Raw genomic sequence first — 21,172 nt, 5'->3', positions numbered from 1 at the left:
TCAGCCACTTGATGAAGAATTGGGCGGATTGAGGATGAAGGAGGTCGCGGCGCCATGCAAGTCGTTCTGAGCCCCGATCAGATGCGTGACGTAGAGGCGGCCGCGATGGGCTCGGGCCGCGTCACGGGGGCGGAGCTCATGGCCCGCGCGGGGGCGGCGGTGGTCGCGGCCGCCCAGGCGCGCTGGCCGGAGCTTGCCGCGGCCCCGGGCCGGGCCGTGGTTCTGGCGGGGCAGGGGGGCAATGGCGGCGACGGCTATGTCGTGGCGCGGCTGCTGGCGGAGCGCGGTTGGGAGGTCAACGTCTTCGCGCTCGGGCCGCCGAAGGGCGATGCGGACGCCATGGCCGCCGCCTGGGGCGGCGCGCCCCGGCCCTTCGAGGCGCTGGAGCCGGAGGACCTGCGCGGCGCGGCGCTGGTCATCGACGCGCTCTTCGGGCTGGGGCTCGGTCGCCCCGTCTCCGCCGCAGTGGGGCGGGCGCTCGGCCTCGCGCAGGAGGCGGGGGCGCGGCTGGTGGCGGTCGACATCCTCTCCGGCCTCAGCGCCGAGACGGGGCAGGTGCTCACCGAGGGGCCCTTCCCGGAGGCGCCGGCCGACCTGACCGTCACCTTCGCCGCCCCGAAGCTCGGCCATGTGCTGGCGCCGGGGGCCGCGCTCTCCGGGCCCCTTGTCGTGGCCGACATCGGGCTCGGCCCCTGGCTGCCCGAAGAGGGGGCCGTGCGGCTCGCCGGCCCGGGCGGCATCGCGACAAAGGCGCAGGGGCACAAATACGAGCACGGGCATCTGATGGTCTTCGCCGGCGGCGTCGGCCGGGGCGGCGCCGCTAGGCTCGCCGCTCGCGGGGGCCTGCGCATCGGTGCCGGGGCGGTGACGATTGCCGTGCCGCCGGCGGCCCTGCAGGAGAATGCCGCCCGGCTCGACGCCATCATGCTGCGCAAGGCGGCGGGGGCGGAGGAGGCGGCGGCGCTGCTCGACGACCCGCGCATCAACGCGCTGGTCCTCGGCCCCGGATTAGGGGTGCAGCGGGCGGCGGAGCTGCTTCCCGTCGCGCTGGGGCGCGGCTGCCCGGCCGTCCTCGACGCCGATGCGCTGACCGCGCTGGCGGAGGACGAGAGCCTCCGGGCGCAGCTTCACGCCCGCTGCGTCCTCACCCCCCATGCCGGCGAATTCGCCCGGCTCTGCCCCGATCTGGCGGAGGAGTTGGCGGCCGGCGGCTCCAAGCTCGCCGCCACGCGGGCGGCGGCGGCGCGGCTCGGGGCTGTCCTCCTCCTCAAGGGGCCGGATACGGTGATCGCCGATCCGGCCGGCCGGGCCGCGATCAGTGCCGCCGCGGGGGAGGGCGCGGTGCCCTGGCTCGCCACCGCCGGCGCCGGCGACGTGCTCGCCGGCATCATCGGCGGCCTCTTGGCGCGCGGCTGGGATCCCTTCGCCGCCGCCGCCTCCGCCGCCTGGGCGCATCAGGCCGCCGCCCGCCATGTCGGGCCGGGGCTGATCGCGGAGGATCTGCCGGAGGCGCTGCCCGCCGTCCTGCGCAGCCTCGCCTGACTAGAAGGCGAGGAGCAGCCCCCCGGCATAGATCACCTCCTGATGGTGGAAGCGCGGGCGGTAGAGCGCCAGCGGCGCCAGCGCGCCGCGGGTGATCATGCCGCCGTCGATGAGCCGGAAGGCGGGCAGGGGCGGCGGGCGGAATTTGCTCTCGCCATGAAGCTGCACGCGCGTACCGGCGCCGACGACCGCATCGGAGGCCGGGCGGAACTCCCCGAGCGCGCCCGCCCGGATGCAGACGGGGGCGTGGGGGCCGGGCAGAAGTTCCAGCTCCTTCAGGCGCGCCGTGCCGGAATTGTAGGCGATGATCCGCTCGCCTGGCATCAGCGTCTCGATCGGCCGCTCGCCCTCGAGCGTGAGCACGAGCGCGCCGGCGGGCAGGCCCTCGGCGTGGTCTCCGGTGTGGTCCCCGGTTTGGTCCTCCGCCGCGTCGCCCTCGGGGCGGGCGGGGGGTATGGGATTGGTCGCGTCGCGCATCGGAATCCGGTTGGGGACGTTCTGTCTCCAATCTCAAGTTAACCAGAGGATTGTGGCAAGATTTGGGGCCAGCCGTCCCCGCCGCCGAGTGGCGGCCCGGGCAGCCGCCGGAGCCGGCCCGCGCAAGGCCGCGGCCCCCTGCATTCTGGGCTCGCATCCCCCCCTCGCTCCTGCTAGAGAGCCCCGAGATTTCGGCCGGGGAGCCCCGGCCCCGAGACGGGCGGGTGTGGCGGAACCGGTAGACGCACCAGATTTAGGTTCTGGCGCCGCAAGGCGTGGGGGTTCAAGTCCCTCCACCCGCACCACGAGAACTGGAGTAGAAGGACTGAACATGCAGGTCACCGAGACCCTCAACGACGGGCTGAAGCGCGGCTACCAGATCAAGCTGACCGCCGCCGAGCTGGACGAGAAGGTGCTGGGCAAGCTCAAGGAGGCCCAGCCCGGGATCGAGATGAAGGGATTCCGCAAGGGCAAGGTGCCGATTGCGCTCCTGCGCAAGCAGTTCGGCCCCCGCCTGATGGGCGAGGCGATGCAGGAGAGCATCGACGGCGCCCTCAGCGAGCATCTCGAGAAGAGCGGCGACCGCCCGGCGATGCAGCCCGATGTCCAGATGACCAACGAGGACTGGAAGGAAGGCGACGACGTCGAGGTCTCCGTCAGCTACGAGACGCTGCCCGAGGTGCCCGAGGTCGACTTTTCCAAGATCAAGCTCGAGCGGCTCGTGGTCGAGCCCGATGACGCCGCCGTGCAGGAGACGCTGGAAAACCTCGCCGGCTCCGCCCAGAACTTCGAGGATCGCCGCAAGGGCTCCAAGGCGAAGGACGGCGACCAGGTGGTCATCGACTTCGTCGGCCGCGTGGATGGTGAGGAATTCGAGGGCGGTGCGGCGGAGGATTATCCTCTCGTGCTCGGCTCCAACTCCTTCATCCCCGGCTTCGAGGACCAGCTCGTCGGCGTGAAGGCCGAGGAAGAGAAGGACGTGACCGTCACCTTCCCCGAGCAGTACCAGGCCGAGCATCTCGCCGGCAAGGAGGCCGTCTTCTCCGTCACCGTCAAGGCGGTGAAGGAGCCCAAGCCCGCCGAGATCGACGACGAGCTCGCCAAGAAATACGGCGCCGACGACCTCGACGCCCTCAAGGCCCAGGTCACCGAGCGGCTCGAGAGCGAATATGCCGGCGCCTCCCGCGCCGTCGCCAAGCGCGCCCTTCTCGATGCGCTGGACAAGGCCGTGGAATTCGATCTGCCGCCGAGCCTCGTCGAGGCCGAGGCCAACCAGATCGCTCACCAGCTCTGGCACGAGGACAATCCCGACCATCACGGCCATGACCATGATGCGATCGAGACCACCGACGAGCACAAGAAGCTCGCCGTCCGCCGCGTGAAGCTCGGCCTGCTCCTCGCCGAGATCGGCCAGAAGGCCGAGGTCAAGGTCTCCGACAGCGAGCTGACCCAGGCGATCCTCAACCAGGCCCGGCAATATCCGGGGCAGGAGCGGCAGTTCTTCGACTACGTCCAGCAGAATTCCGGCGCCCGCCAGCAGATCCAGGCGCCGATTTTCGAGGACAAGGTGGTGGATCACATCTTCACCGAGGCCGACGTGACGGAGAAATCCGTCAGCAAGGACGACCTGCAAAAGGCCGTGGAAGCGCTCGACGACGAGGTCTGAGCCCCGCCTCAGGGATCGTGCTAAGGGCCGGCGAGGGTGACCCCGCCGGCCCTTTTCCATGCGCGCGGCGCGCCTCCCGGCGCCCGGCCCCCCATGTCTTTGCTCCCGGGCATCCTCGGGGGGAGTCGCCAAAGGCGACGGGGGGCAGACAGCCCCCCGTGACCCGGTCTCAACCTGGCGCCCCGCCCGCCGCAGAGCGCCCTAAAATTCTTCGCAGAAGTCTTTTGAGGCGCATTCCCGCTCAGAGCGGGATGCGGTAGCGGCCGAAGCCCTCTTCCGTCATCTCGCCCGTGGGCTCGATGGTGACGCCGGGCACGCTGTCCGCATAGTCCGCCCCCGCCGGGCCGGTGTCGAAGAGCACGCTCGTGCCCTCCATCGGCGCGAAGCTCCAGTTGCCGTCGGCCGAGGGGCTGATCGTGCCCTGATCGACGATGTAGCGCACGATGACGTCGCGGTTGGTGTCCGGCCCCTCGAAGATGATCGTCGAGCCATCCGCCCCGGGGAAGCTGCCGCCGCCGGAGGCGCGGTAATTGTTGGTGGCGACCACGAATTCCTGCTCGGGATCAATGGGTTCGCCCTGGAACTCCAGGTTGACGATCCGGTTCGCCTCCGCATTCATCACATTGCCGTCCCGGTCGAATTTCGAGGGCTGGCTGAGGTCGATCTCGTAGGTCACCCCGTCGATCACGTCGAAATTGTAGGAGGGGAAGTCGGGGCTCAGAAGCACCTGACCCTCTTCGCCGGGGGTGATCTGGTTGAATATCCCCGCCGAGCGCTCCAGCCAGTCCTTCACCTCGGCGCCGGTGATCTTCACCGCGCGGATGGTGTTGGGGTAAAGGTAGAGGTCGGCGACGTTCTTGATGGCCACCGGGCCGGTCGCCACGTCGGTGTAGTAATCCGGCCCCGCCCGGCCGCCGGCCTTGAAGGGCGCGGCGGCGGAGAGGAGCGGCAGGTCCGCATATTCCGTCCCCGCGAGCTGGTCCTCCAGATACCACATCTGCGCGTTGGAGACGATCTGCACCGAGGGGTCGTCGGCCACCAGGGCGAAGTAGGAATGCAAGGGCGCATCCGTCTCGCCGACGGCGCGGCGGATGTATTCCAGCGTCTCCTCATGCTCAGCGGCGACCGCCTGTTCGACCGGCTCGAAGCTCTCGACGGTGGGCACGGTCTCGCCGGCCTCGTTGCGCATCGAGATCGGCCGCGCCTCGACCGAATGGCCGGCGATCACCCAGGCATCGCCCTGCCGCTCGAGCATGAGGTCGATGAGGCCCATGTGGCTGCCCCAGAAGCCGGCCATGACGCCGGGCTTGCCGGAGATGGTGCCGGCGGTGGCATCTACACCCTCCCAGCCCTCGTAGTTCGGGCCCGGGAAGACGAGATGCAAATGGCCGGTCATGATCGCGTCGATGCCCTCGATGGCGGCGAGCGGCACGGCGGCGTTCTCCATCATCATCTCGTGCTCGGCCGAGCCGATGCCCGAATGCGAGAGCGCGATGATGATCTCGGCGCCCTCTTCCTTCATTTTCGGCACATAGGCGGAGACCGCCTCGACGATGTCGCGGACCTCGACATTGCCCTCCAGATGCCCCCGGTCCCATTGCATGATCTGCGGCGGCACGACGCCGATGATGCCGATCTTCAAGGGGAAGGTCTCGCCCGCGCCGTCGGTGATGTCCTGCTCGAGGATCACATAGGGCGGGATCAGCGTCTCGTCCTCGGTGGGCGTGGCGCCCATGGCGGTGACGACATTGCAGGTGACGATCGGGAAGTCGGCGCCGGCGAGCGACTTCTCGAGGAAGCTCAGCCCGTAGTTGAACTCGTGGTTGCCGAGCGTCGAGGCATCGACGCCAAGCGTGTTCATCGCCTTCATGATCGGGTGGACGTCGCCGTCCTCCATGCCCTTCTCATAGGCCATGTAATCGCCCATCGGATTGCCCTGCAGGAAGTCGCCGTTGTCGAGTAGGAGCGAATTGGTCGATTCGGCCCGGACCGCCTCGATCAGCGTCGCGGTGCGGCTGAGGCCAGCCGTGTCGATCGGCCGGTCGGCGTAATAATCGTAGGGCCAGATATGCATGTGGATGTCGGTCGTCTCCATCAGGCGCAGATGCGCCTGGCCGGCCTGGGCGCGGGCGGAGAAGGGATGGAGCGCGAAGGCCCCGGCGGTGCCGGCGATGAAGCCGCGGCGTGTCAGGCGGATTGGCATGTCGGTTCTCCCCATTGATCCTGTCAGGATGCAGCCAAGCCGATCTTTGTGACAACCGTGCCGTCGCGAGGGTGCCAGGGTCGGCTTGACCTCGCTGCCCCCGCCGCCTATTGCGCCCGCCTTTCGGGCAGGGAACGCGCGCATGGGCGGTGGTGACATCACGCTGGGAATCGACTTCGGCACCTCGAATTCCGCTGCCGCCGTGCTGCGGGACGGCGCCGTGCGCATGATCCCCGTGGAGGGCGGCGACGAGACGCTGCCGACGGCCTTCTTCTTCGATTACGACAGCCGGGAGACGCTGATCGGCCATGCCGCCGGCGCGGCGCTGATCGAGGGGCGGGAGGGGCGCTACATGCGCGCCCTGAAGCGCGTGCTTGGCACGCCGCTCATGCACGAACCACGGCAGCTCCTCAACGAGCGGCTGACCTTCGTCGAGATCATCGGCCGGTTCCTCGGGCGGCTCCGCGCCGCTGCCGAGGCGGAGCTCGGCCAGCCCGTCACCCGCGTCCTCTCCGGCCGGCCGGTGCATTTCCACGAGGCCGATGCCGCCCGCGACGATGCGGCGGAGGCGGACCTCCGCGCCGCTTACGAGGCGGCGGGGTTCGGGCAGGTGGACTTCCTCCCCGAGCCTGAGGCGGCGGCCATCGCCGGCGGCCCGCCGGAGCGCGGGCTGGGGCTCGTCGTCGACATCGGCGGCGGCACCTCCGACTTCTCGCTCTACGAGGCGGGGGAGGGCGGGGTCCGCACGCTCGTCAGCCACGGGCTCCGCATCGGCGGGACGGATTTCGACCGGGCGCTCTCCTTCGAGCTGGTCATGCCGCATCTCGGCCGGGGCGGGATGCTCCGCCGCGAGATGGGCGAGGGGTTGCTCGAGGCGCCGACGGCGCTCTTCGCCGAGCTGGCGACATGGGAGAAGATCCCCTTCCTCTACAGCCCCCAGACGCTCCGCATGGTGCGCGACATGAAGGGGCTCGCCGTCGAGCCCCGCCCCTTCGCGCGGCTGGAGGAGGTGCTGGTGAGCGAGCTCGGCCATGACATCGCCTTCGCCGTCGAGGCCGGCAAGATCGCCGCCAACGGCCGCGAGCGCCGCGGCAGCGCCGATCTCGGCGTAATCGAGCCGGGGCTTCAGGTGGCGATCGAGGAGATGGCGCTGGCGGCGATCCTGGCGCCCTTCGCCGAGCGCATCCGCGCCGGCGCGATGGAGACGTTGCAGATGGCGGGGGCAAGCCCGGGCGACGTGGCGCGGGTCACCTATGTGGGGGGCTCCTCGCTCCTCGGCCAGGTGAAGGGCGCCATGCAGGCGGCGCTGCCGGAGGCGGAGCACGTCTTCAGCGAGGTCTTCACCGCCGTCGCAGCGGGGCTGGCGATGGAGTCGGCGGCGCGCGGCAGAGGGCGGGGGCCCTAAAATTCTTCTGCGAAGAATATTGGGCGCTGCCCCGGGCCGGGCGCCGGGCGGAGAGCGGGCATGGGGGGCTGTCTGCCCCCCGCCGGCCCCGGGGGGGCCGACTCCCCCCGAGGATGCCCGGGAGCAAAGACAGGGGGACGACGGGCAGGGGGCCGGCGGCGCGCCGGGTCAGGCGGCGGGGGCCTGCGCCTCGACCGGCAGGCGGTCGCCCGGCAGGCCGAGATCGGCGACCAAGGTCAGCGTCAGGCCGGTCTCGGCATAATCGACCGTGACATCGCCGCCGAAACTCTGCGGCAGCACCTCGCCGATGATGCGGCTGCCGAAGCCGGTGCTGGAGGGCATGGTGACGGGCGGGCCGCCGCTTTCGCACCAGGTGAAGGTGAGGAGCGTGCCGGTGGCGCCGGCGGCCACATCCCAGGAGATGTCGACGCGGCCATCGTCCACGCTGAGCGCGCCGTATTTCACCGAATTGGTGGCGAGCTCGTGCAGCGCGAGGCTGAGGGTCGTCACCTGATCCTGGCCGATCAGCACCTCCGGGCCCTCGAGACTGATGCGCCTCACGTGATCGTCGAAGGGCATGAGGGCCCGCTGGGCGACATTCTCCAGATGGCCGAGCGAGGTCGGCGCCTCCATCAGCACGTCCTGGGCGCGCACCAGCGCGGCGATGCGCTTCTGCAGCGCCACCTTGATCTCGGCGACATCCGTCCGGCCGCGGATCGTCTGGTTCACCAGCGCCGAGACGAGGCCGTAGGCATTGCGCGAGCGGTGGACGAGCTCGCGGTTGCGCAAGGTGGCCATCTGCTCGGCGCGGACCTTACCGGTGGTCTCGATCACGGTGTCGAGCATGCCGCGCACCACGCCCTCTTCGTCACAGACGGGGCTGTAGCAGAAGGTGAAATAGGCCGTCTCGAAGGCACCGTTGCGGTTGGTCTCGAGCGGGAAATCCTCGATGAAGGTCGCCTCGCCGGCGAGGGCGGCGGCGGAGATGGGGCGCAGCGTCTCCTCCTCCTCGCTCCAGACGTCGAAGAAGGGCCGGCCGAGGCAGGGATGCTTGCCCCCGAGTATGGAGATGAAGGCGTCGTTGTAGATCATGACCAGCTCGTCGCCCCAGCACAGGCACTTGGGAAAGGCCGAGTTGAGCATCATCGAGACGGCGATCTTCAGCGCGGCGGGCCAATCCTCCGGCGCGCCGATCGGTGTCGAGGACCAATCCTTCGTGCCGATGGCGGAGGGCATCTCGCCGCGTCCGCGCAGGAAAGGGGGAAGAACGGGAATGCTGGTGTCCAAGTTCAAGTCCTGACCGGAGGTGATTCGATGGTGCCATGCCGGCGGTACAAGGCCAAGAGATCATTCGATAGGCGGAGCCGGCAGAAAGATGAATGATTGGTAAATTCAGACAAGCCGCTGCCTGAAATTATCCGGGGCCCCGATCGCGGGGAAGCGGGATCGCGCCGAGCGGGCAGGGGAGCCTTGGCGGATTGTCGCCAAGATTCGCATGTGCCGGGGGCGTGGGGCCGAATGAAAAGGGCCGCACCACAAGGGTGCGGCCCTTCGCTGGTCCCTGAAAAGGGGTGCCTAGTCGCGCTCCTCTTCGCTCGCCTCTTCGGGGCGGGCGTCGCGCGGATCGTCGTAATCGTCCGAACCGGCCGAGCCGAGATCGTCGAAGAGCTCGGCGATCTCGAATTCGGCGGCGGCTTCTTCCTCGGCGGCAAGCTCCTGGATGGATTTGCCGGAGGCCTGAAGCTCGGCCTCTTCCGGCGAGCGGGCGACGTTGAGCTTGATCGTCACCTCGACCTCCGGGTGGAGGACGACGGTCACCTCGTGCAGGCCCAGCTCCTTGATCGGAGAGAGCACGACCTGCTTGCGGTCGATCGAGTAGCCCTCGGCGGTGGCGGCCTCGGCGGCGTCACGCGGGGTGACGGAGCCGTAGAGCGCGCCGCCGTCGGAGGCGGAGCGGATGATGACGAAGGCTTCGCCGTCGAGCTTGGTGGCGAGGGCCTCGGCTTCCTTGCGGGTTTCGAGATTGCGGGCCTCGAGCTGGGCCTTCTCGGTCTCGAACCGCTTCATGTTCTCGTCATTGGCGCGCAGGGCCTTGCCCTGGGGGAGAAGGAAATTGCGGGCGTAGCCCTCTTTCACCTTCACCACTTCGCCCATCTGGCCGAGCTTGGCGACGCGTTCGAGCAGGATGACATCCATGTCGGTCTCCTTACTTCACGGCGTAGGGGAGCAGCGCCAGGAACCGGGCACGCTTGATCGCCTGGGCGAGCTTACGCTGGTTCTTGGAGCCGACGGCGGTGATCCGGGAGGGGACGATCTTGCCCCGCTCGGAGATGTAGCGCTGCAGCAGACGCGTGTCCTTGTAGTCGATGACGGGTGCGCCCTCGCCCTCGAACGGGTCGGTCTTGCGGCGGCGGAAAAACGGTTTGGCGGCCATGTGTCCGGTCCTTTCCTACGAGATCAGCGGCGGTCGCGGCGGTCGCCGCGGTCGCGGTCGTCGCGCTTTTGCATCTGCACCGAGGGGCCATCCTCATGTGCCTCGACCTTAATGGTCAGCACGCGCATGACGTCGTCATGCAGGCGCATCAGGCGCTCCATTTCCTGCACGGCATTGGCCGGGCTGTCGGTGCGCATGAAGGCGTAGTGGCCCTTGCGGTTCTTGTTGATCTTGTAGGCCATCGTCTTGATGCCCCAATACTCGGTATCGAGGACCTGGCCACCGTTGTCGCTGAGGACCGTGCCGAAATGCTCGATGAGGCCTTCGGCTTGCGTGTTGGACAGGTCCTGACGCGCAATAAAGACATGCTCGTAAAGGGGCATGACTCTCCACTTCTCTTGTCGCGGCGCATTTCAAAGGGGGGCCAAGAACCTTCCGCGGGCCACCCCACGAGAGACTGCGCGGTTAAGAACGTCTCGCGGAAGGAATGCGGCCTTATACAGATCAGGGCCGGCGTGGCAAGGCCGCGCGCCCGGCCCATTTTCCCTGCCCTCACCACGAGCCTGCCCGGTTTCGGCCCCATTCGCTGCGTCAGATGCGGCATCGACCGCGAAGAGAGGCCGCGTCTCATGACCACTGTCCTGCAACCCGTCGCCCGCAGCCGCCGCAAGGCGGCGCGCGCCCCCGCCGCCCGGCATCGGGTGGAGGAGGCCTATTGGGGCTATGTGATCCGCAAGGTCACGCCGATGACGGAGCTGATGGCGGCCCTGCAGGTGCTGGCGACGAGCGGCGGCATCCTGGGGCTGGCGCTGACGGCGGGGCTCTGGCTCATGCCGATGGGCGGCGACAGCGCGACCCTGGTGGCCTTCCGGCTCATCGCCTCCGTCGTGCTCGCCGGGTTCGGGGCGACGCTCCTGTGGGTCGGCAGCCGCGGCACGCGGGCCGAGGTGCAGATCGACATCGCCCAGGGCGAGGTGCGCGAGGTGCTGCGCAACCGCGCCGGCCTGCCGACGCTGGCGGGGCGCGTGGCCTTTGCCGATGTCGGCGGCGTCTTCCTGACCCGCCGGCCCGAGCGGGGCGATCAGCGGGCGACGCTGGTGCTGCGGCTCGGCAATTCGACGCGGCTCATCCATGTGGCGCAGGGGCCGGAGGATGCGCTTCTGGCGCTGCGCGACCGGATCGGGCGGGACCTGATGGTCCGCCCCCGGCAGAGCCGGCCCGAGCCCGCCAATGCGCCCGGCAGCCCGCGGCCCGCCCGCCTGCCGCCGCTGGCCCAGCCGGCCGCCTGAGGGCTCACGCCGGATCGGGGACCAAAGGTCTCCGCCTGAGATTTCCAGATCGACCTCCACCTGCGGCGCGGATCATCCGCGCTCCCTTTCCTTGTCGCCCATCCCGGCTTTCGCTAGACCGGCGGGCAGTCGTGGCAAACGGGAGAAGATGATGCGGGCATTCGTGTTTCCGGGGCAGGGGGCCCAGGTGATCGGCATGGGCAAGGCCCTGGCCGAGGCCTATCCCGAGGCCCGCGCCGTCTTCGACGAGGTCGACGACACGCTCGGCGAGCCGCTCTCCGCCCTCATCTGGGAGGGCGAGATCGAGACGCTGACCCTCACCCGCAACGCCCAGCCGGCGCTCATGGCCACCTCGCTTGCCGCCTTCCGCGCGCTCGAGGCCGAGGGCGTCGACATCTCCGACGCCGGGCTCGTCGCCGGCCATTCGCTTGGCGAATATTCGGCGCTCGCCGCCGCGGGCGCGCTCAGCCTGAAAGACACCGCCCGGCTTCTGCGCATCCGCGGCGATGCCATGCAGGAGGCCGTCCCCGCCGGGGTCGGCGCCATGGCCGCCATTCTCGGCCTGTCCTTCGAGCAGGTGGCGGAAATCGCTGCCAAGGCGACCAGCCCCGAAGAGATCGTGCAGGCCGCCAATGACAACGACCCCGCGCAGGTCGTCCTTTCCGGCCACGCGCCCGCCGTCGAGCGGGCCATGGCGCTCTGCAAGGAGGCGGGGGCCAAGCGGGCGCTGCCGCTGCCCGTCTCCGCCCCCTTCCACTCCGCGCTCATGCAGCCCGCCGCCGAGCGGATGGCCGAGGCGCTGGCGGAGGTGGAGATCCTGGCGCCGAATGTGCCGCTCGTCGCCAATGTCACGGCGCGGCCCGTGACCGAGCCGGCCGAGATCCGCGACCTTCTCGTCGCGCAGGTCACCGGGTCGGTCCGCTGGCGGGAATCGGTCATGCACATGGCCGAGGCCGGCGTGACGGAGACCTGGGAGATCGGCGCCGGCAAGGCGCTGACCGGCATGATCCGCCGGATCGCCAAGGAGATCGAGACCAAGACCGTCGGCACGCCCGACGAGGCGGCCGCGGCCGCGCAAAGCCTCAAGGAGTGATCCCGATGTTCGACCTCACCGGCAAGACCGCCCTCGTCACAGGCGCCTCGGGCGGCATCGGCGCCGCCATCGCCCGCGCGCTGCACGGCGCCGGCGCCACCGTCGGGCTGTCCGGCACCCGCGAGGCGCCGCTGCAGGCGCTCGCGGGCGAGCTCGGCGAGCGGGCGCATGTGCTGCCCTGCAACCTCTCCGATCCCGTGGCCGTGGCCGCGCTGCCGAAAGAGGCGGCGGAGGCGATGGGCAGCCTCGACATCCTCGTCAACAACGCCGGCATCACCCGCGACAACATCTTCATGCGCATGAGCGACGAGGAATGGTCGGAGGTGCTGGAAGTGAACCTCAACGCCACGGTCAAGCTTTGCCGGGGCGCCATCCGGGGGATGATGAAGTCCCGCTGGGGGCGGATCGTCAACATCTCGTCCATCGTCGGCGCCACCGGCAATCCGGGGCAGGCGAATTACGCCGCCGCCAAGGCCGGCATGATCGGCTTCGGCAAGGCGCTGGCGCAGGAGGTGGCGAGCCGCGGCATCACCGTCAACGCGGTGGCGCCCGGCTTCATCGCGACGCCGATGACCGACAAGCTGAGCGAGGCGCAGCAGGAGGCGATCATGGGGCAGATCCCCCTCGGCCGCATGGGCTCGCCCGAGGATATTGCCGCCGCCGTCCTTTATCTCGCCAGCGAGGAAGCGGCCTATGTGACCGGCGCCACGCTGCATGTGAACGGCGGAATGGCAATGCTCTGACGCCGATCGGGCGGGCCATTTCCGCCCGCCCGGCCGGCCGCGAAAACGGCCCGAAAGAGCCCGAGGGAAAGCGTTTGCCTGCCCTTGAAACTCTGGTATAGGCCGACGAGATTTGCCGGGGCGGTTCCCGCCGCCCCGTGAGGGGAAGCCCTTTGGGGGGCTGTCGAAACCGCCCGACAGGGGCTATAGAGCAGGGCGATAGCCCGAAACGTGAGGGATAGATATGAGCGACGTCGCTGACCGCGTGCGCAAGATTGTGGTGGAGCATCTCGGTGTCGAAGAAGACAAAGTGACCGAGAATGCCTCCTTCATCGACGATCTGGGCGCCGACTCTCTGGACACCGTCGAACTGGTCATGGCTTTCGAGGAAGAATTCGGGATCGAGATCCCGGACGATGCCGCCGAAACGATCCAGACCTTCGGCGATGCCGTGAAGTTCATCGAGGGCGCGCAGTAAGCGCCTCTCGAAGGTCGATTGGTGAGCGGCGCCCCCCGGGGCGCCGTTTTGCTTTTGGGCCTGCCGCCATTCAGGTGACGGGGGCGGGCGGCGACCGGCCCCCGAAAGGAGCATGGGCCACCGGCTCTTGCCCCGCTCTTTGCCCCTGAGGTAGAGGTCGGCCAACGAAGAAGACGTGGGAGAGAGCAGATGCGCCGTGTCGTGGTCACCGGATTGGGCCTTGTCACCCCGCTTGCAGATGGCGTGGAAAAGAGCTGGGAGCGGCTTCTGGCCGGCCAGTCCGGCGCCGGGCCCATCACGCGCTTCGACGCCTCGGGCGTCACCACGAAATACGCCTGCGAGGTTCCCCGCGGCGACGGGAGTGACGGCACGTTCAATCCCGACCGCTACATGGAGCCGAAGGACCAGCGCAAGGTCGACGATTTCATCCTCTTCGGCATGGCCGCCGCGCAGCAGGCGGTCGAGGATTCCGGCTGGATGCCGGAGGCCGAGGAAGACCGGCTGCGCACCGGCGTGCTCATCGGCTCCGGCATCGGCGGGCTGAACTGGATCGCGCAGACGGCCGTGCAGATCAAGGAGAAGGGGGCGCGGCGCGTATCGCCCTTCTTCATCCCCGGCTCGCTCATCAACCTCATCTCCGGTCAGGTCTCGATCCGCTACGGCTTCAAGGGGCCGAACCATGCGGTGGTCACCGCCTGCTCGACCGGCGCCCATGCCATCGGCGATGCGGCGACGATGATCCAGCTCGGCCGCGCCGACGTCATGGTCGCCGGCGGCGCCGAGGCGGCGATCTGCGAGATCGGCATCGCGGGGTTCAACGCCTGCAAGGCGCTCTCCACCAAGCGCGAGGACGACCCGAAGGCCGCCTCCCGCCCCTGGGACACGGATCGCGACGGCTTCGTCATGGGTGAGGGCGCCGGCATGGTGATCCTCGAGGAATACGAGCACGCGGTTGCGCGGGGCGCCAAGATCTATGCCGAGGTGAAGGGCTACGGCCTTTCCGGCGACGCCTATCACATCACCGCCCCCTCGGAGGACGGTGACGGCGGCGAGCGCTCGATGCTCGCCGCGCTGGCCGATGCCGGGCTTGAGCCCCATCAGATCGACTACATCAACGCCCATGGCACCTCGACCATGGCCGACACGATCGAGCTCGGCGCCGTCGAGCGGATGCTCGGCGATGCGGCGAGCCAGGTCACCATGTCCTCCACCAAGTCGATGACCGGGCACCTCCTTGGCGCCGCGGGGGCCATCGAGGCGATCTTCTCTATCCTCGCCATCCGCGACCAGGTGGCGCCGCCGACGATCAACCTCGACAATCCGGCGGTGGAGGCGAAGGTCGACCTCGCCCCCAATGCCAAGGTCGAGCGGAAGATCGACTATGCGCTGTCGAACTCCTTCGGCTTCGGCGGCACCAATGCCAGCGTCATCTTCGGGAAAGCGCCCTGATGTGGAAGGCCATCGCGTCCAACGCCCTGACGCTCTTCATCGTCATCCTCTTCCTTCTCGGCGGCATCGTCGCCTGGGGCAGCCGCGAATACAGCGCCGAGGGGCCGCTTGAGACGGCGATCTGCCTGCGGGTGCCCGCGGGCAGCAACATGCGCCGGGTGCGCGACGATCTGGCGGAGCAGGGGGCGATCTCCTCGCCGATGGTCTACGGCATCGCCTCCGACTACACCGAGAAGGATGCGCAGCTGAAGGCCGGCGCCTTCCTCATCCCCGCCGGCGCGTCGATGGAGGAGATCCTCGACATCGTCACCCGCGGGGGCCAGTCCACCTGCGGGACTGAGATCGTCTATCGCGTCGGGCTGGGCCGGCTGCTCGCCGAGGTGCGCGCGCTCGATCCCGAGACCAACCGCTTCGTCGAGCTGGCGGAATGGGACCCGGGCGTCGAGCCCGAGGCACCGGAGGCCTATGCCGAGGTCCGCGCCGCCGCCGACACGCGCTACCGCATCGCGCTGGCCGAGGGGCTGACCTCCTGGCAGGTGGTCGAGGGGCTGAACGCAGTGGAGGTGCTCGAGGGGCCGGTGACCGAGATCCCCGCCGAGGGCACGCTCGCGCCAGACAGCTACGAGGTCGTCCCCGGCGACACGGTCGAGAGCGTCCTTGGCCGCATGGAAAGCGCGCAGGCTGCGATCCTCGCCGAAGCCTGGGCCGAACGCCGGGACGGGCTGCCGATCGAGACGCCGGAGGAGGCGCTGATCCTCGCCTCCATCGTCGAGAAGGAAACCGGCGTGCCCGAAGAGCGGCCGCTCGTCGCCTCCGTCTTCGAGAACCGGCTGCGGCAGGGCATGCGCCTGCAGACCGACCCGACGGTGATCTACGGGGTGACGGAGGGGCGCGGCGTCCTCGGCCGGGGGCTCCGCCAGAGCGAGCTTCGCGGCGAGACGCCCTACAACACCTATGTGATCGACGGCCTGCCGCCGACGCCCATCGCCAACCCCGGCCGCCTCGCCATCGAGGCGGTGCTCAACCCGGCGGAGAGCGATTACCTCTTCTTCGTGGCCGACGGCACGGGCGGCCATGCCTTCGCCGAGACCCTCGACGAGCATAACGAGAATGTCGCCCGCTGGCGGCAGATCGAGGCGGAGAGCGGCGGCCAGTAGGCCGCCCGCCGCGCCCACTTTCCTCACGACTGGTTAACCACCCCTGCCGCGCCCGCGCGCGGCGGGGGCGGTATCTTTGCGTTTGGGGCCAAGACTGCCGGGCAAAACAACAAGATCGGGGAGGGGGCCACAGCCCCCTTCGCTCATTGAGGCTGACCCGGGTCACGCCCGGACGAGAGGCAGCATGGACAAGGCACTTCCGCCGCATCTCCAAAAGGAGGGCGGCGTCGCGAAGGAATTCGCCGATGCGATCCGGGTGATGGGCAGGGTGCGGTCCGTGCTCTGCGATCTCCTCGAGAGCGTCGATCACGGTGACACGGACGGTACGAAGGCGCTGGCGGCGGAACATGCCCGCCTCATGGACGCCATCGACCGGGCTTTCAGAACGGAGCAGAAATTCGATGACTGGCTTGCCAAACAGACCGGCGCCGGGGCCGACGGCGCCCTCGATCTCGCCGACATCCGCCATCAGATCGGCTGCCGCCTGGCTCGCCTCAGAACCTGCGGCGGTGCAGGCTGAGTTCCTCGACGGGCTGAGCGAGGCCGAGCTCCGGGCGCTGCCCTGGCTCTTCGACTTCTGGGCGATGGAGCATCAGTTGCCGCCCGAGGGCGACTGGCGGGGCTGGGTGATCCTCGGTGGGCGGGGGGCGGGCAAGACCCGCGCCGGCGCCGAATGGGTGCGCTCCATGGTCGAGGGGCCGCGAGCCGACAGCCCTGGCCGCGCCCGCCGCGTGGCGCTGGTGGGCGAGACCATCGACCAGGCGCGCGAGGTGATGGTCTTCGGCGAGAGCGGCATCATGGCCTGCGCCCCGCCCGACCGGCGGCCGGACTGGATCGCCACCCGCCGGATGCTCCGCTGGCCGAACGGCGCCGAGGCGCGGCTCTTCTCGGCGCATGAGCCCGAGGCGCTCCGCGGCCCCCAGTTCGACGCCGCCTGGGTGGACGAGCTGGCGAAATGGAAGAAGGGCGAGGAGGCGTGGGACATGCTGCAGTTCTGCCTCCGCCTCGGCGATGACCCGCGGGTCTGCGTGACGACGACGCCGCGCAATTCGCAGGCGCTGAAGGCGCTCCTCGCCCAGCCGACGACCCGGCGCACCCATGCGCCGACCATGGCCAACCGCGCCAACCTCGCCGCCGGCTTCCTTGAGGAGGTCCAGCGCCGCTATGCCGGCACGCGGCGGGGGCGGGAGGAGATCGAGGGCGAGATGCTGGCCGAGGCCGAGGGCGCGCTCTGGCCGACAGAGCTGATCGAGGGGGCGCGGGTGGCGGAGGCGCCGGCGATGAGCCGCATCGTCGTGGCGGTGGACCCGCCGGTGACGGCGCATGCGGGGTCGGACGAATGCGGCATCGTCGTGGTCGGCGCGGTGACCGACGGCCCCCCGCAGGACTGGCGCGCCTATGTGCTGGAGGATGCCTCCCTCTCCGGCGCCTCGCCTTTGGACTGGGCGCGCGCCGCCATTGCCGCGCGGGAGCGGCACGGGGCGGAGCGCATCGTCGCGGAGGTGAACCAGGGCGGCCAGATGGTGGAGACGATCCTGCGGCAGATCGACCCGCTCATCCCTTACCGCGCCGTCCGCGCCCACGCCGGCAAGGCCGCCCGCGCCGAACCCGTCGCGACGCTCTACGAGCAGGGGCGGGTGAAGCACTTGGCCGGGCTCTCCGGCCTCGAGGACCAGATGGCGCTCATGACGCGCACGGGCTTCGAGGGCCGCGGCTCGCCGGACCGGGTCGATGCGCTGGTCTGGGCGCTGACCGAGGCGATCCTCGTGCCGGCGGCGGCGTGGCGGCGGCCGAGGCTGCGGGCGCTCTGAGGGGGGCGTGCGGGGGGCTGCCGCCCCCCGGTCCCCCTGCCTCGGGGGGCGCTCGCGCCCCCCGAGATCCCCCCTGAGGATTTTTTGGGAGCAAAGACATGCAGGCGGCGCGCTCTCCAGCGAGGGCGCGCCGCTTTGTCGTCTTTGCTCCAGGGACATCCTCAGGGGGCCGTTGCGCCCCGCCGCCCGAGCGCGCGGTGCCGCAGAGAGGCCGAAATCTTTCCGCCCCAGATTGCCCCCAAGCAAGCGAGGAGCGGGCGATGTTCGGACAGAAGAAGCGCGTGGCGAAGGACGTGCCGGCGGCCAAGGCGCCCGGCGGCTTCGAGGCCAAGGCATCCGCCGCCGGCGGACTCATCGCCTGGGCCGGGGGCGGGCGCGTGGCCTGGAGCCCGCGCGACACCGTTTCGCTGACGAAGACCGGCTTCACCGCCAACCCCGTCGGCTTCCGCGCCGTGAAGCTCATCGCCGAGGCCGCCGCCGCCCTGCCGCTCGTTCTGCAGGACGCGGCGCAGCGCTTCGAGGCCCATCCCGCCCTCAGCCTCCTCGCCCGGCCGAACGCCGCCCAGGGGCGGGCGGAATTCCTCGAGGCGGCCTATGGGCAGCTCCTCCTCACCGGCAACGCCTATCTGGAGGCGGTCGGCCCCGGCGGCCTGCCGGAGGAGCTGCATGTGCTGCGCTCCGACCGCATGTCGCTGCTGCCCGGCGCCGATGGCTGGCCGGTGGCCTATGATTATGCCGTCGGCGGCAAGAAACACCGCTTCACCCTCGGCGAGGGGCCGGCGGCGATCTGCCATGTGAAGAGCTTCCATCCGCAGGACGATCACTACGGGCTCTCGCCCTTGCAGGCCGCCGCTACCGCCATCGACGTGCACAACGCCGCCTCGCGCTGGTCGAAGGGGCTTCTCGACAATGCCGCGCGGCCCTCGGGCGCCATCGTCTACCGGGGCGCAGACGGGCAGGCGGCGCTCAGCCAGGATCAGTACGACCGGCTGCTCTTCGAGATGGAATCGCAGCACCAGGGCGCGCGGAACGCCGGGCGGCCGATGCTGCTGGAAGGCGGGCTCGACTGGAAGCCGATGGGGTTCAGCCCCTCGGACATGGAGTTCCAGAAGACCAAGGAGGCCGCGGCGCGCGAGATCTCCGTCGCCTTCGGCGTGCCGCCGATGATCCTCGGCATCCCCGGCGACGCCACCTACGCCAATTACCAGGAGGCCAACCGCGCCTTCTACCGGCTGACGGTCCTACCGCTCGCCGCCAAGCTCCTCGCGGCGCTTGCCGACTGGCTGGGCGACCATGCGGGCGAGCGCTTCGAGCTCCGCCCCGATCTCGACCAGATCGCGGCGCTCAGCGCCGAGCGCGAGAGCCAGTGGAAGCGCATCGCGGCGGCGGATTTCCTTTCCGAGGACGAGAAGCGGCGGCTCCTCGGCCTGCCGCCGCGGGAGGCGAGCCTTGGCGGATGACCGGATGACGGAGCGGAGCTGGGCCGAGCCCTTCGCCTGCGCGCCGGGCCTCCGCGTCGATGCGCTGGAGCGGCTCTCGGCGGTGCAGTTCGGCCAGGTGGCCGAGCATCTCGCGCGCATCGAGGCGAGCATCGAGCGGCTGGAGCGGCGGCTCTGGCTGACGGTCTTCGGCGTCCTCGGCACGGTCCTCGCGCAGGCCTTTCTGTCGATCATGGAGCGGACAGGGTGATGGAACTGGAACGGAAATTCGCAGGGGCGGGGGCCAGTGTGTCCCTCACCGAGGGGCACCGGATCGAGGGCTATGCCTCGTTCTTCGGCCAGACCGACAAGGGCGGCGATGTCGTCGAGCCCGGGGCCTATGCGGCCTCGCTGAAGCGCCTCGGCGCCGCCGGCGGCCGGGTGCGGATGCTCTGGCAGCACGACCCGCGCGAGGTGATCGGCATCTGGGACGAGGTGGTGGAGGACGGCAAGGGCCTGAGGGTCAAGGGGCGCCTGCTCACCGACGTCTCCCGGGGCCGCGAGGCGGCGGCGCTGATTGAGGCGGGGGCCATCGACGGGCTCTCCATCGGCTACCGGACGCTCCGCGCCACCAAGGATCAGAGCGGCCGGCGCCGCCTGGCGGAGCTGGAGCTCTGGGAGGTGTCGCTCGTCACCTTCCCGATGCTCCCCGAGGCGCGGGTCGGGGCCAAGGGCGAGGCGCCCGAGGCGCGGGCACTGCGCGATCTGGCGGAGGCCTTCCGGGGCGCCCGCGAGGCCTTGGCCCGGGACTGACCCGGCCGATCATCGAGAGGGGATGAGATGAGCGACGACGAGACCAAGGCGCTGGCCGCCGAGGTGGACCTGAAGGGCGAGGTGGCCGGGTTCCTGAGTGAATTCCAGAGCTTCGCCGACGACATTCACGCAAAACTTCAAGAGCAGGATGACCGCATGACCAAGCTCGACCGCAAGATGACCCTGCCGGGGCGCCGCCCGGCGCTCGCCCGGGGCGACGATCTCGAGGCGCCGCACCAGAAGGCGTTCAACGCCTATCTGCGCTCCGGCGACGACGACGGCCTCCGCCATCTCGAGATCGAGGGCAAGGCGCTCGCCACCACCGGCGACGGCGGCTATCTCGTCGATCCGCAGACCTCGGCGACGGTGATGAGCGTGCTCAACGCCACCGCCTCGATCCGCGCCATCGCCAATGTGGTGCATGTCGAGGCGACCTCCTACGACGTGCTCGTGGATCACACCGAGCTCGGCGCCGGCTGGACGACCGAGACCTCGACCATCGCCGATACGGCGACGCCGTCGATCGACCGGATCTCCATCGACCTGCACGAGCTTTCAGCCATGCCGAAGGCCTCGCAGCGCCTCTTGGACGACAGCGCCTTCGATATCGAGGGCTGGCTCGCCGCCCGCATCGCCGAGAAGTTCGCCCGCTCCGAAGCGGCGGCCTTCATCAACGGCGATGGCGAGGACATGCCGCGCGGCATCCTCGACTACCCGCGCGAGGTGAATGCCGGCGCCGTCTGGGGCGAGCTCGGCTATGTGATGACGGGGGCGGATGGCGCCTTCGCCTCCACCAACGCCTCCGACGCCATCGTCGATCTCGTCTACGCGCTCGGCGCCGAATACCGGGCCGGGGCGACTTTCGTGATGAACTCGCGCACCACAGGCGCGGTGCGCAAGCTGAAGGACAATGACGGCCGGTTCCTGTGGTCCGACGGGCTCGCCGCCGGCGAGCCGGCGCGGCTGATGGGCTATCCGGTGCTGGTCGCCGAGGACATGCCCGACATCGGCTCCGATGCCTGCGCCATCGCCTTCGGCAATTTCCACTCCGGCTACACCATCGCCGAGCGGCCGGACCTGCGGGTCCTGCGCGATCCCTTCTCGGCCAAGCCGCATGTGCTCTTCTACGCGACCAAGCGCGTGGGCGGTGGCGTCTCCGACTTCGCGGCGATCAAGCTGCTGAAGTTCGGCACCGCCTGAGGCGGCATGTGACCG

Annotated in this window: 21 protein-coding genes and 1 tRNA gene; 16 read left to right on the top strand and 6 right to left on the bottom strand. The window is 69.8% G+C overall.

Translation table 11 applies throughout. The annotated features are described in order from the left end of the window. Positions 1-54: 54 nt before the first annotated feature. Positions 55-1,542, top strand: coding sequence for an NAD(P)H-hydrate dehydratase (locus ACAZ03_RS10130; protein WP_373353255.1), 1,488 nt, complete (start codon positions 55-57; stop codon positions 1,540-1,542). Here ACAZ03_RS10130 and ACAZ03_RS10125 read toward each other — a convergent pair whose 3' ends face one another. Next, positions 1,543-2,019: a Hint domain-containing protein gene (locus ACAZ03_RS10125; protein WP_373353254.1), complete on the bottom strand. Its 477-nt coding sequence runs from the start codon at positions 2,017-2,019 to the stop codon at positions 1,543-1,545. It abuts the gene before it with no gap. 220 nt (positions 2,020-2,239) lie between these two features. Here ACAZ03_RS10125 and ACAZ03_RS10120 point away from each other — a divergent pair. Next, positions 2,240-2,324 (top strand) — tRNA-Leu (locus ACAZ03_RS10120). A 26-nt stretch (positions 2,325-2,350) separates the two neighbouring features. Continuing rightward, the gene (tig, locus tag ACAZ03_RS10115; protein ID WP_373353253.1) at positions 2,351-3,685 is read left to right on the top strand and encodes a trigger factor; all 1,335 of its coding nucleotides are present in this window, start codon (positions 2,351-2,353) and stop codon (positions 3,683-3,685) included. 241 nt (positions 3,686-3,926) lie between these two features. On the opposite strand, the gene ACAZ03_RS10110 is transcribed toward tig, so the two are convergent. Further along, positions 3,927-5,888: a bifunctional 2',3'-cyclic-nucleotide 2'-phosphodiesterase/3'-nucleotidase gene (locus tag ACAZ03_RS10110; protein WP_373353252.1), complete on the bottom strand. Its 1,962-nt coding sequence runs from the start codon at positions 5,886-5,888 to the stop codon at positions 3,927-3,929. Positions 5,889-6,030: 142 nt separating this feature from the next. Between ACAZ03_RS10110 and ACAZ03_RS10105 the strand changes: the two genes are divergently transcribed. Then, on the top strand, positions 6,031-7,293 hold the full coding sequence (locus ACAZ03_RS10105; RefSeq protein ID WP_373353250.1) for an Hsp70 family protein: 1,263 nt from the start codon (positions 6,031-6,033) through the stop codon (positions 7,291-7,293). Positions 7,294-7,461: 168 nt separating this feature from the next. On the opposite strand, the gene ACAZ03_RS10100 is transcribed toward ACAZ03_RS10105, so the two are convergent. The 4 genes from ACAZ03_RS10100 to rpsF all read right to left on the bottom strand — a co-directional run bounded on the left by ACAZ03_RS10100 (position 7,462) and on the right by rpsF (position 10,110). After that, on the bottom strand, positions 7,462-8,529 hold the full coding sequence (locus ACAZ03_RS10100) for an HWE histidine kinase domain-containing protein (RefSeq protein ID WP_373353248.1): 1,068 nt from the start codon (positions 8,527-8,529) through the stop codon (positions 7,462-7,464). A 339-nt stretch (positions 8,530-8,868) separates the two neighbouring features. After that, a complete protein-coding gene (gene rplI / locus ACAZ03_RS10095; protein ID WP_373353247.1) occupies positions 8,869-9,489 on the bottom strand; it encodes a 50S ribosomal protein L9 in 621 nt (206 codons plus the stop codon). A gap of 10 nt (positions 9,490-9,499) precedes the next feature. After that, entirely contained in the window at positions 9,500-9,727 is a 228-nt protein-coding gene (rpsR, locus tag ACAZ03_RS10090; RefSeq protein ID WP_018301115.1) for a 30S ribosomal protein S18, read from the bottom strand. A 23-nt stretch (positions 9,728-9,750) separates the two neighbouring features. Continuing rightward, on the bottom strand, positions 9,751-10,110 hold the full coding sequence (rpsF, locus tag ACAZ03_RS10085) for a 30S ribosomal protein S6 (protein ID WP_373353244.1): 360 nt from the start codon (positions 10,108-10,110) through the stop codon (positions 9,751-9,753). A gap of 246 nt (positions 10,111-10,356) precedes the next feature. Here rpsF and ACAZ03_RS10080 point away from each other — a divergent pair, with 246 nt between their 5' ends. From ACAZ03_RS10080 to ACAZ03_RS10025, 12 genes are all read left to right on the top strand, one after another. Next, positions 10,357-11,016 carry a hypothetical protein gene (locus tag ACAZ03_RS10080; RefSeq protein ID WP_373353243.1) on the top strand — a complete coding sequence of 220 codons (660 nt, stop codon included), beginning with the start codon at positions 10,357-10,359 and terminating at the stop codon, positions 11,014-11,016. Between the two features lie 151 nt (positions 11,017-11,167). Then, on the top strand, positions 11,168-12,109 hold the full coding sequence (gene fabD / locus ACAZ03_RS10075; protein ID WP_373353241.1) for an ACP S-malonyltransferase: 942 nt from the start codon (positions 11,168-11,170) through the stop codon (positions 12,107-12,109). A gap of 5 nt (positions 12,110-12,114) precedes the next feature. Beyond that, entirely contained in the window at positions 12,115-12,852 is a 738-nt protein-coding gene (fabG, locus tag ACAZ03_RS10070) for a 3-oxoacyl-[acyl-carrier-protein] reductase (protein WP_373353239.1), read from the top strand. A gap of 223 nt (positions 12,853-13,075) precedes the next feature. Next, positions 13,076-13,309 carry an acyl carrier protein gene (locus ACAZ03_RS10065; RefSeq protein WP_163891702.1) on the top strand — a complete coding sequence of 78 codons (234 nt, stop codon included), beginning with the start codon at positions 13,076-13,078 and terminating at the stop codon, positions 13,307-13,309. A gap of 189 nt (positions 13,310-13,498) precedes the next feature. Continuing rightward, entirely contained in the window at positions 13,499-14,758 is a 1,260-nt protein-coding gene (fabF, locus tag ACAZ03_RS10060) for a beta-ketoacyl-ACP synthase II (RefSeq protein WP_373353236.1), read from the top strand. Beyond that, positions 14,758-15,915: an endolytic transglycosylase MltG gene (mltG, locus tag ACAZ03_RS10055; protein ID WP_373353235.1), complete on the top strand. Its 1,158-nt coding sequence runs from the start codon at positions 14,758-14,760 to the stop codon at positions 15,913-15,915. The genes fabF and mltG overlap by 1 nt, the downstream gene beginning before the upstream one ends. 184 nt (positions 15,916-16,099) lie before the next feature. Further along, complete coding sequence (locus tag ACAZ03_RS10050; protein WP_373353233.1) at positions 16,100-16,435, top strand: hypothetical protein; 336 nt, start codon at positions 16,100-16,102, stop codon at positions 16,433-16,435. Beyond that, positions 16,383-17,726, top strand: coding sequence for a DNA-packaging protein (locus tag ACAZ03_RS10045; RefSeq protein ID WP_373357068.1), 1,344 nt, complete (start codon positions 16,383-16,385; stop codon positions 17,724-17,726). Before ACAZ03_RS10050 ends, ACAZ03_RS10045 begins: the two co-directional genes overlap by 53 nt. A gap of 260 nt (positions 17,727-17,986) precedes the next feature. Then, entirely contained in the window at positions 17,987-19,186 is a 1,200-nt protein-coding gene (locus tag ACAZ03_RS10040) for a phage portal protein (protein WP_373353231.1), read from the top strand. Continuing rightward, the gene (locus ACAZ03_RS10035; protein ID WP_373353229.1) at positions 19,176-19,415 is read left to right on the top strand and encodes a hypothetical protein; all 240 of its coding nucleotides are present in this window, start codon (positions 19,176-19,178) and stop codon (positions 19,413-19,415) included. The genes ACAZ03_RS10040 and ACAZ03_RS10035 overlap by 11 nt, the downstream gene beginning before the upstream one ends. Continuing rightward, positions 19,415-19,957: an HK97 family phage prohead protease gene (locus ACAZ03_RS10030; RefSeq protein WP_373353227.1), complete on the top strand. Its 543-nt coding sequence runs from the start codon at positions 19,415-19,417 to the stop codon at positions 19,955-19,957. Before ACAZ03_RS10035 ends, ACAZ03_RS10030 begins: the two co-directional genes overlap by 1 nt. A 27-nt stretch (positions 19,958-19,984) precedes the next feature. Then, on the top strand, positions 19,985-21,157 hold the full coding sequence (locus ACAZ03_RS10025; protein ID WP_373353225.1) for a phage major capsid protein: 1,173 nt from the start codon (positions 19,985-19,987) through the stop codon (positions 21,155-21,157). Positions 21,158-21,172 lie beyond the last annotated feature (15 nt).

The organism is Pseudoroseicyclus sp. CXY001, from assembly GCF_041714655.1.
GTDB lineage: Bacteria > Pseudomonadota > Alphaproteobacteria > Rhodobacterales > Rhodobacteraceae > Pseudoroseicyclus_A.
This window is presented reverse-complemented; position numbering and strand designations above follow the sequence as displayed.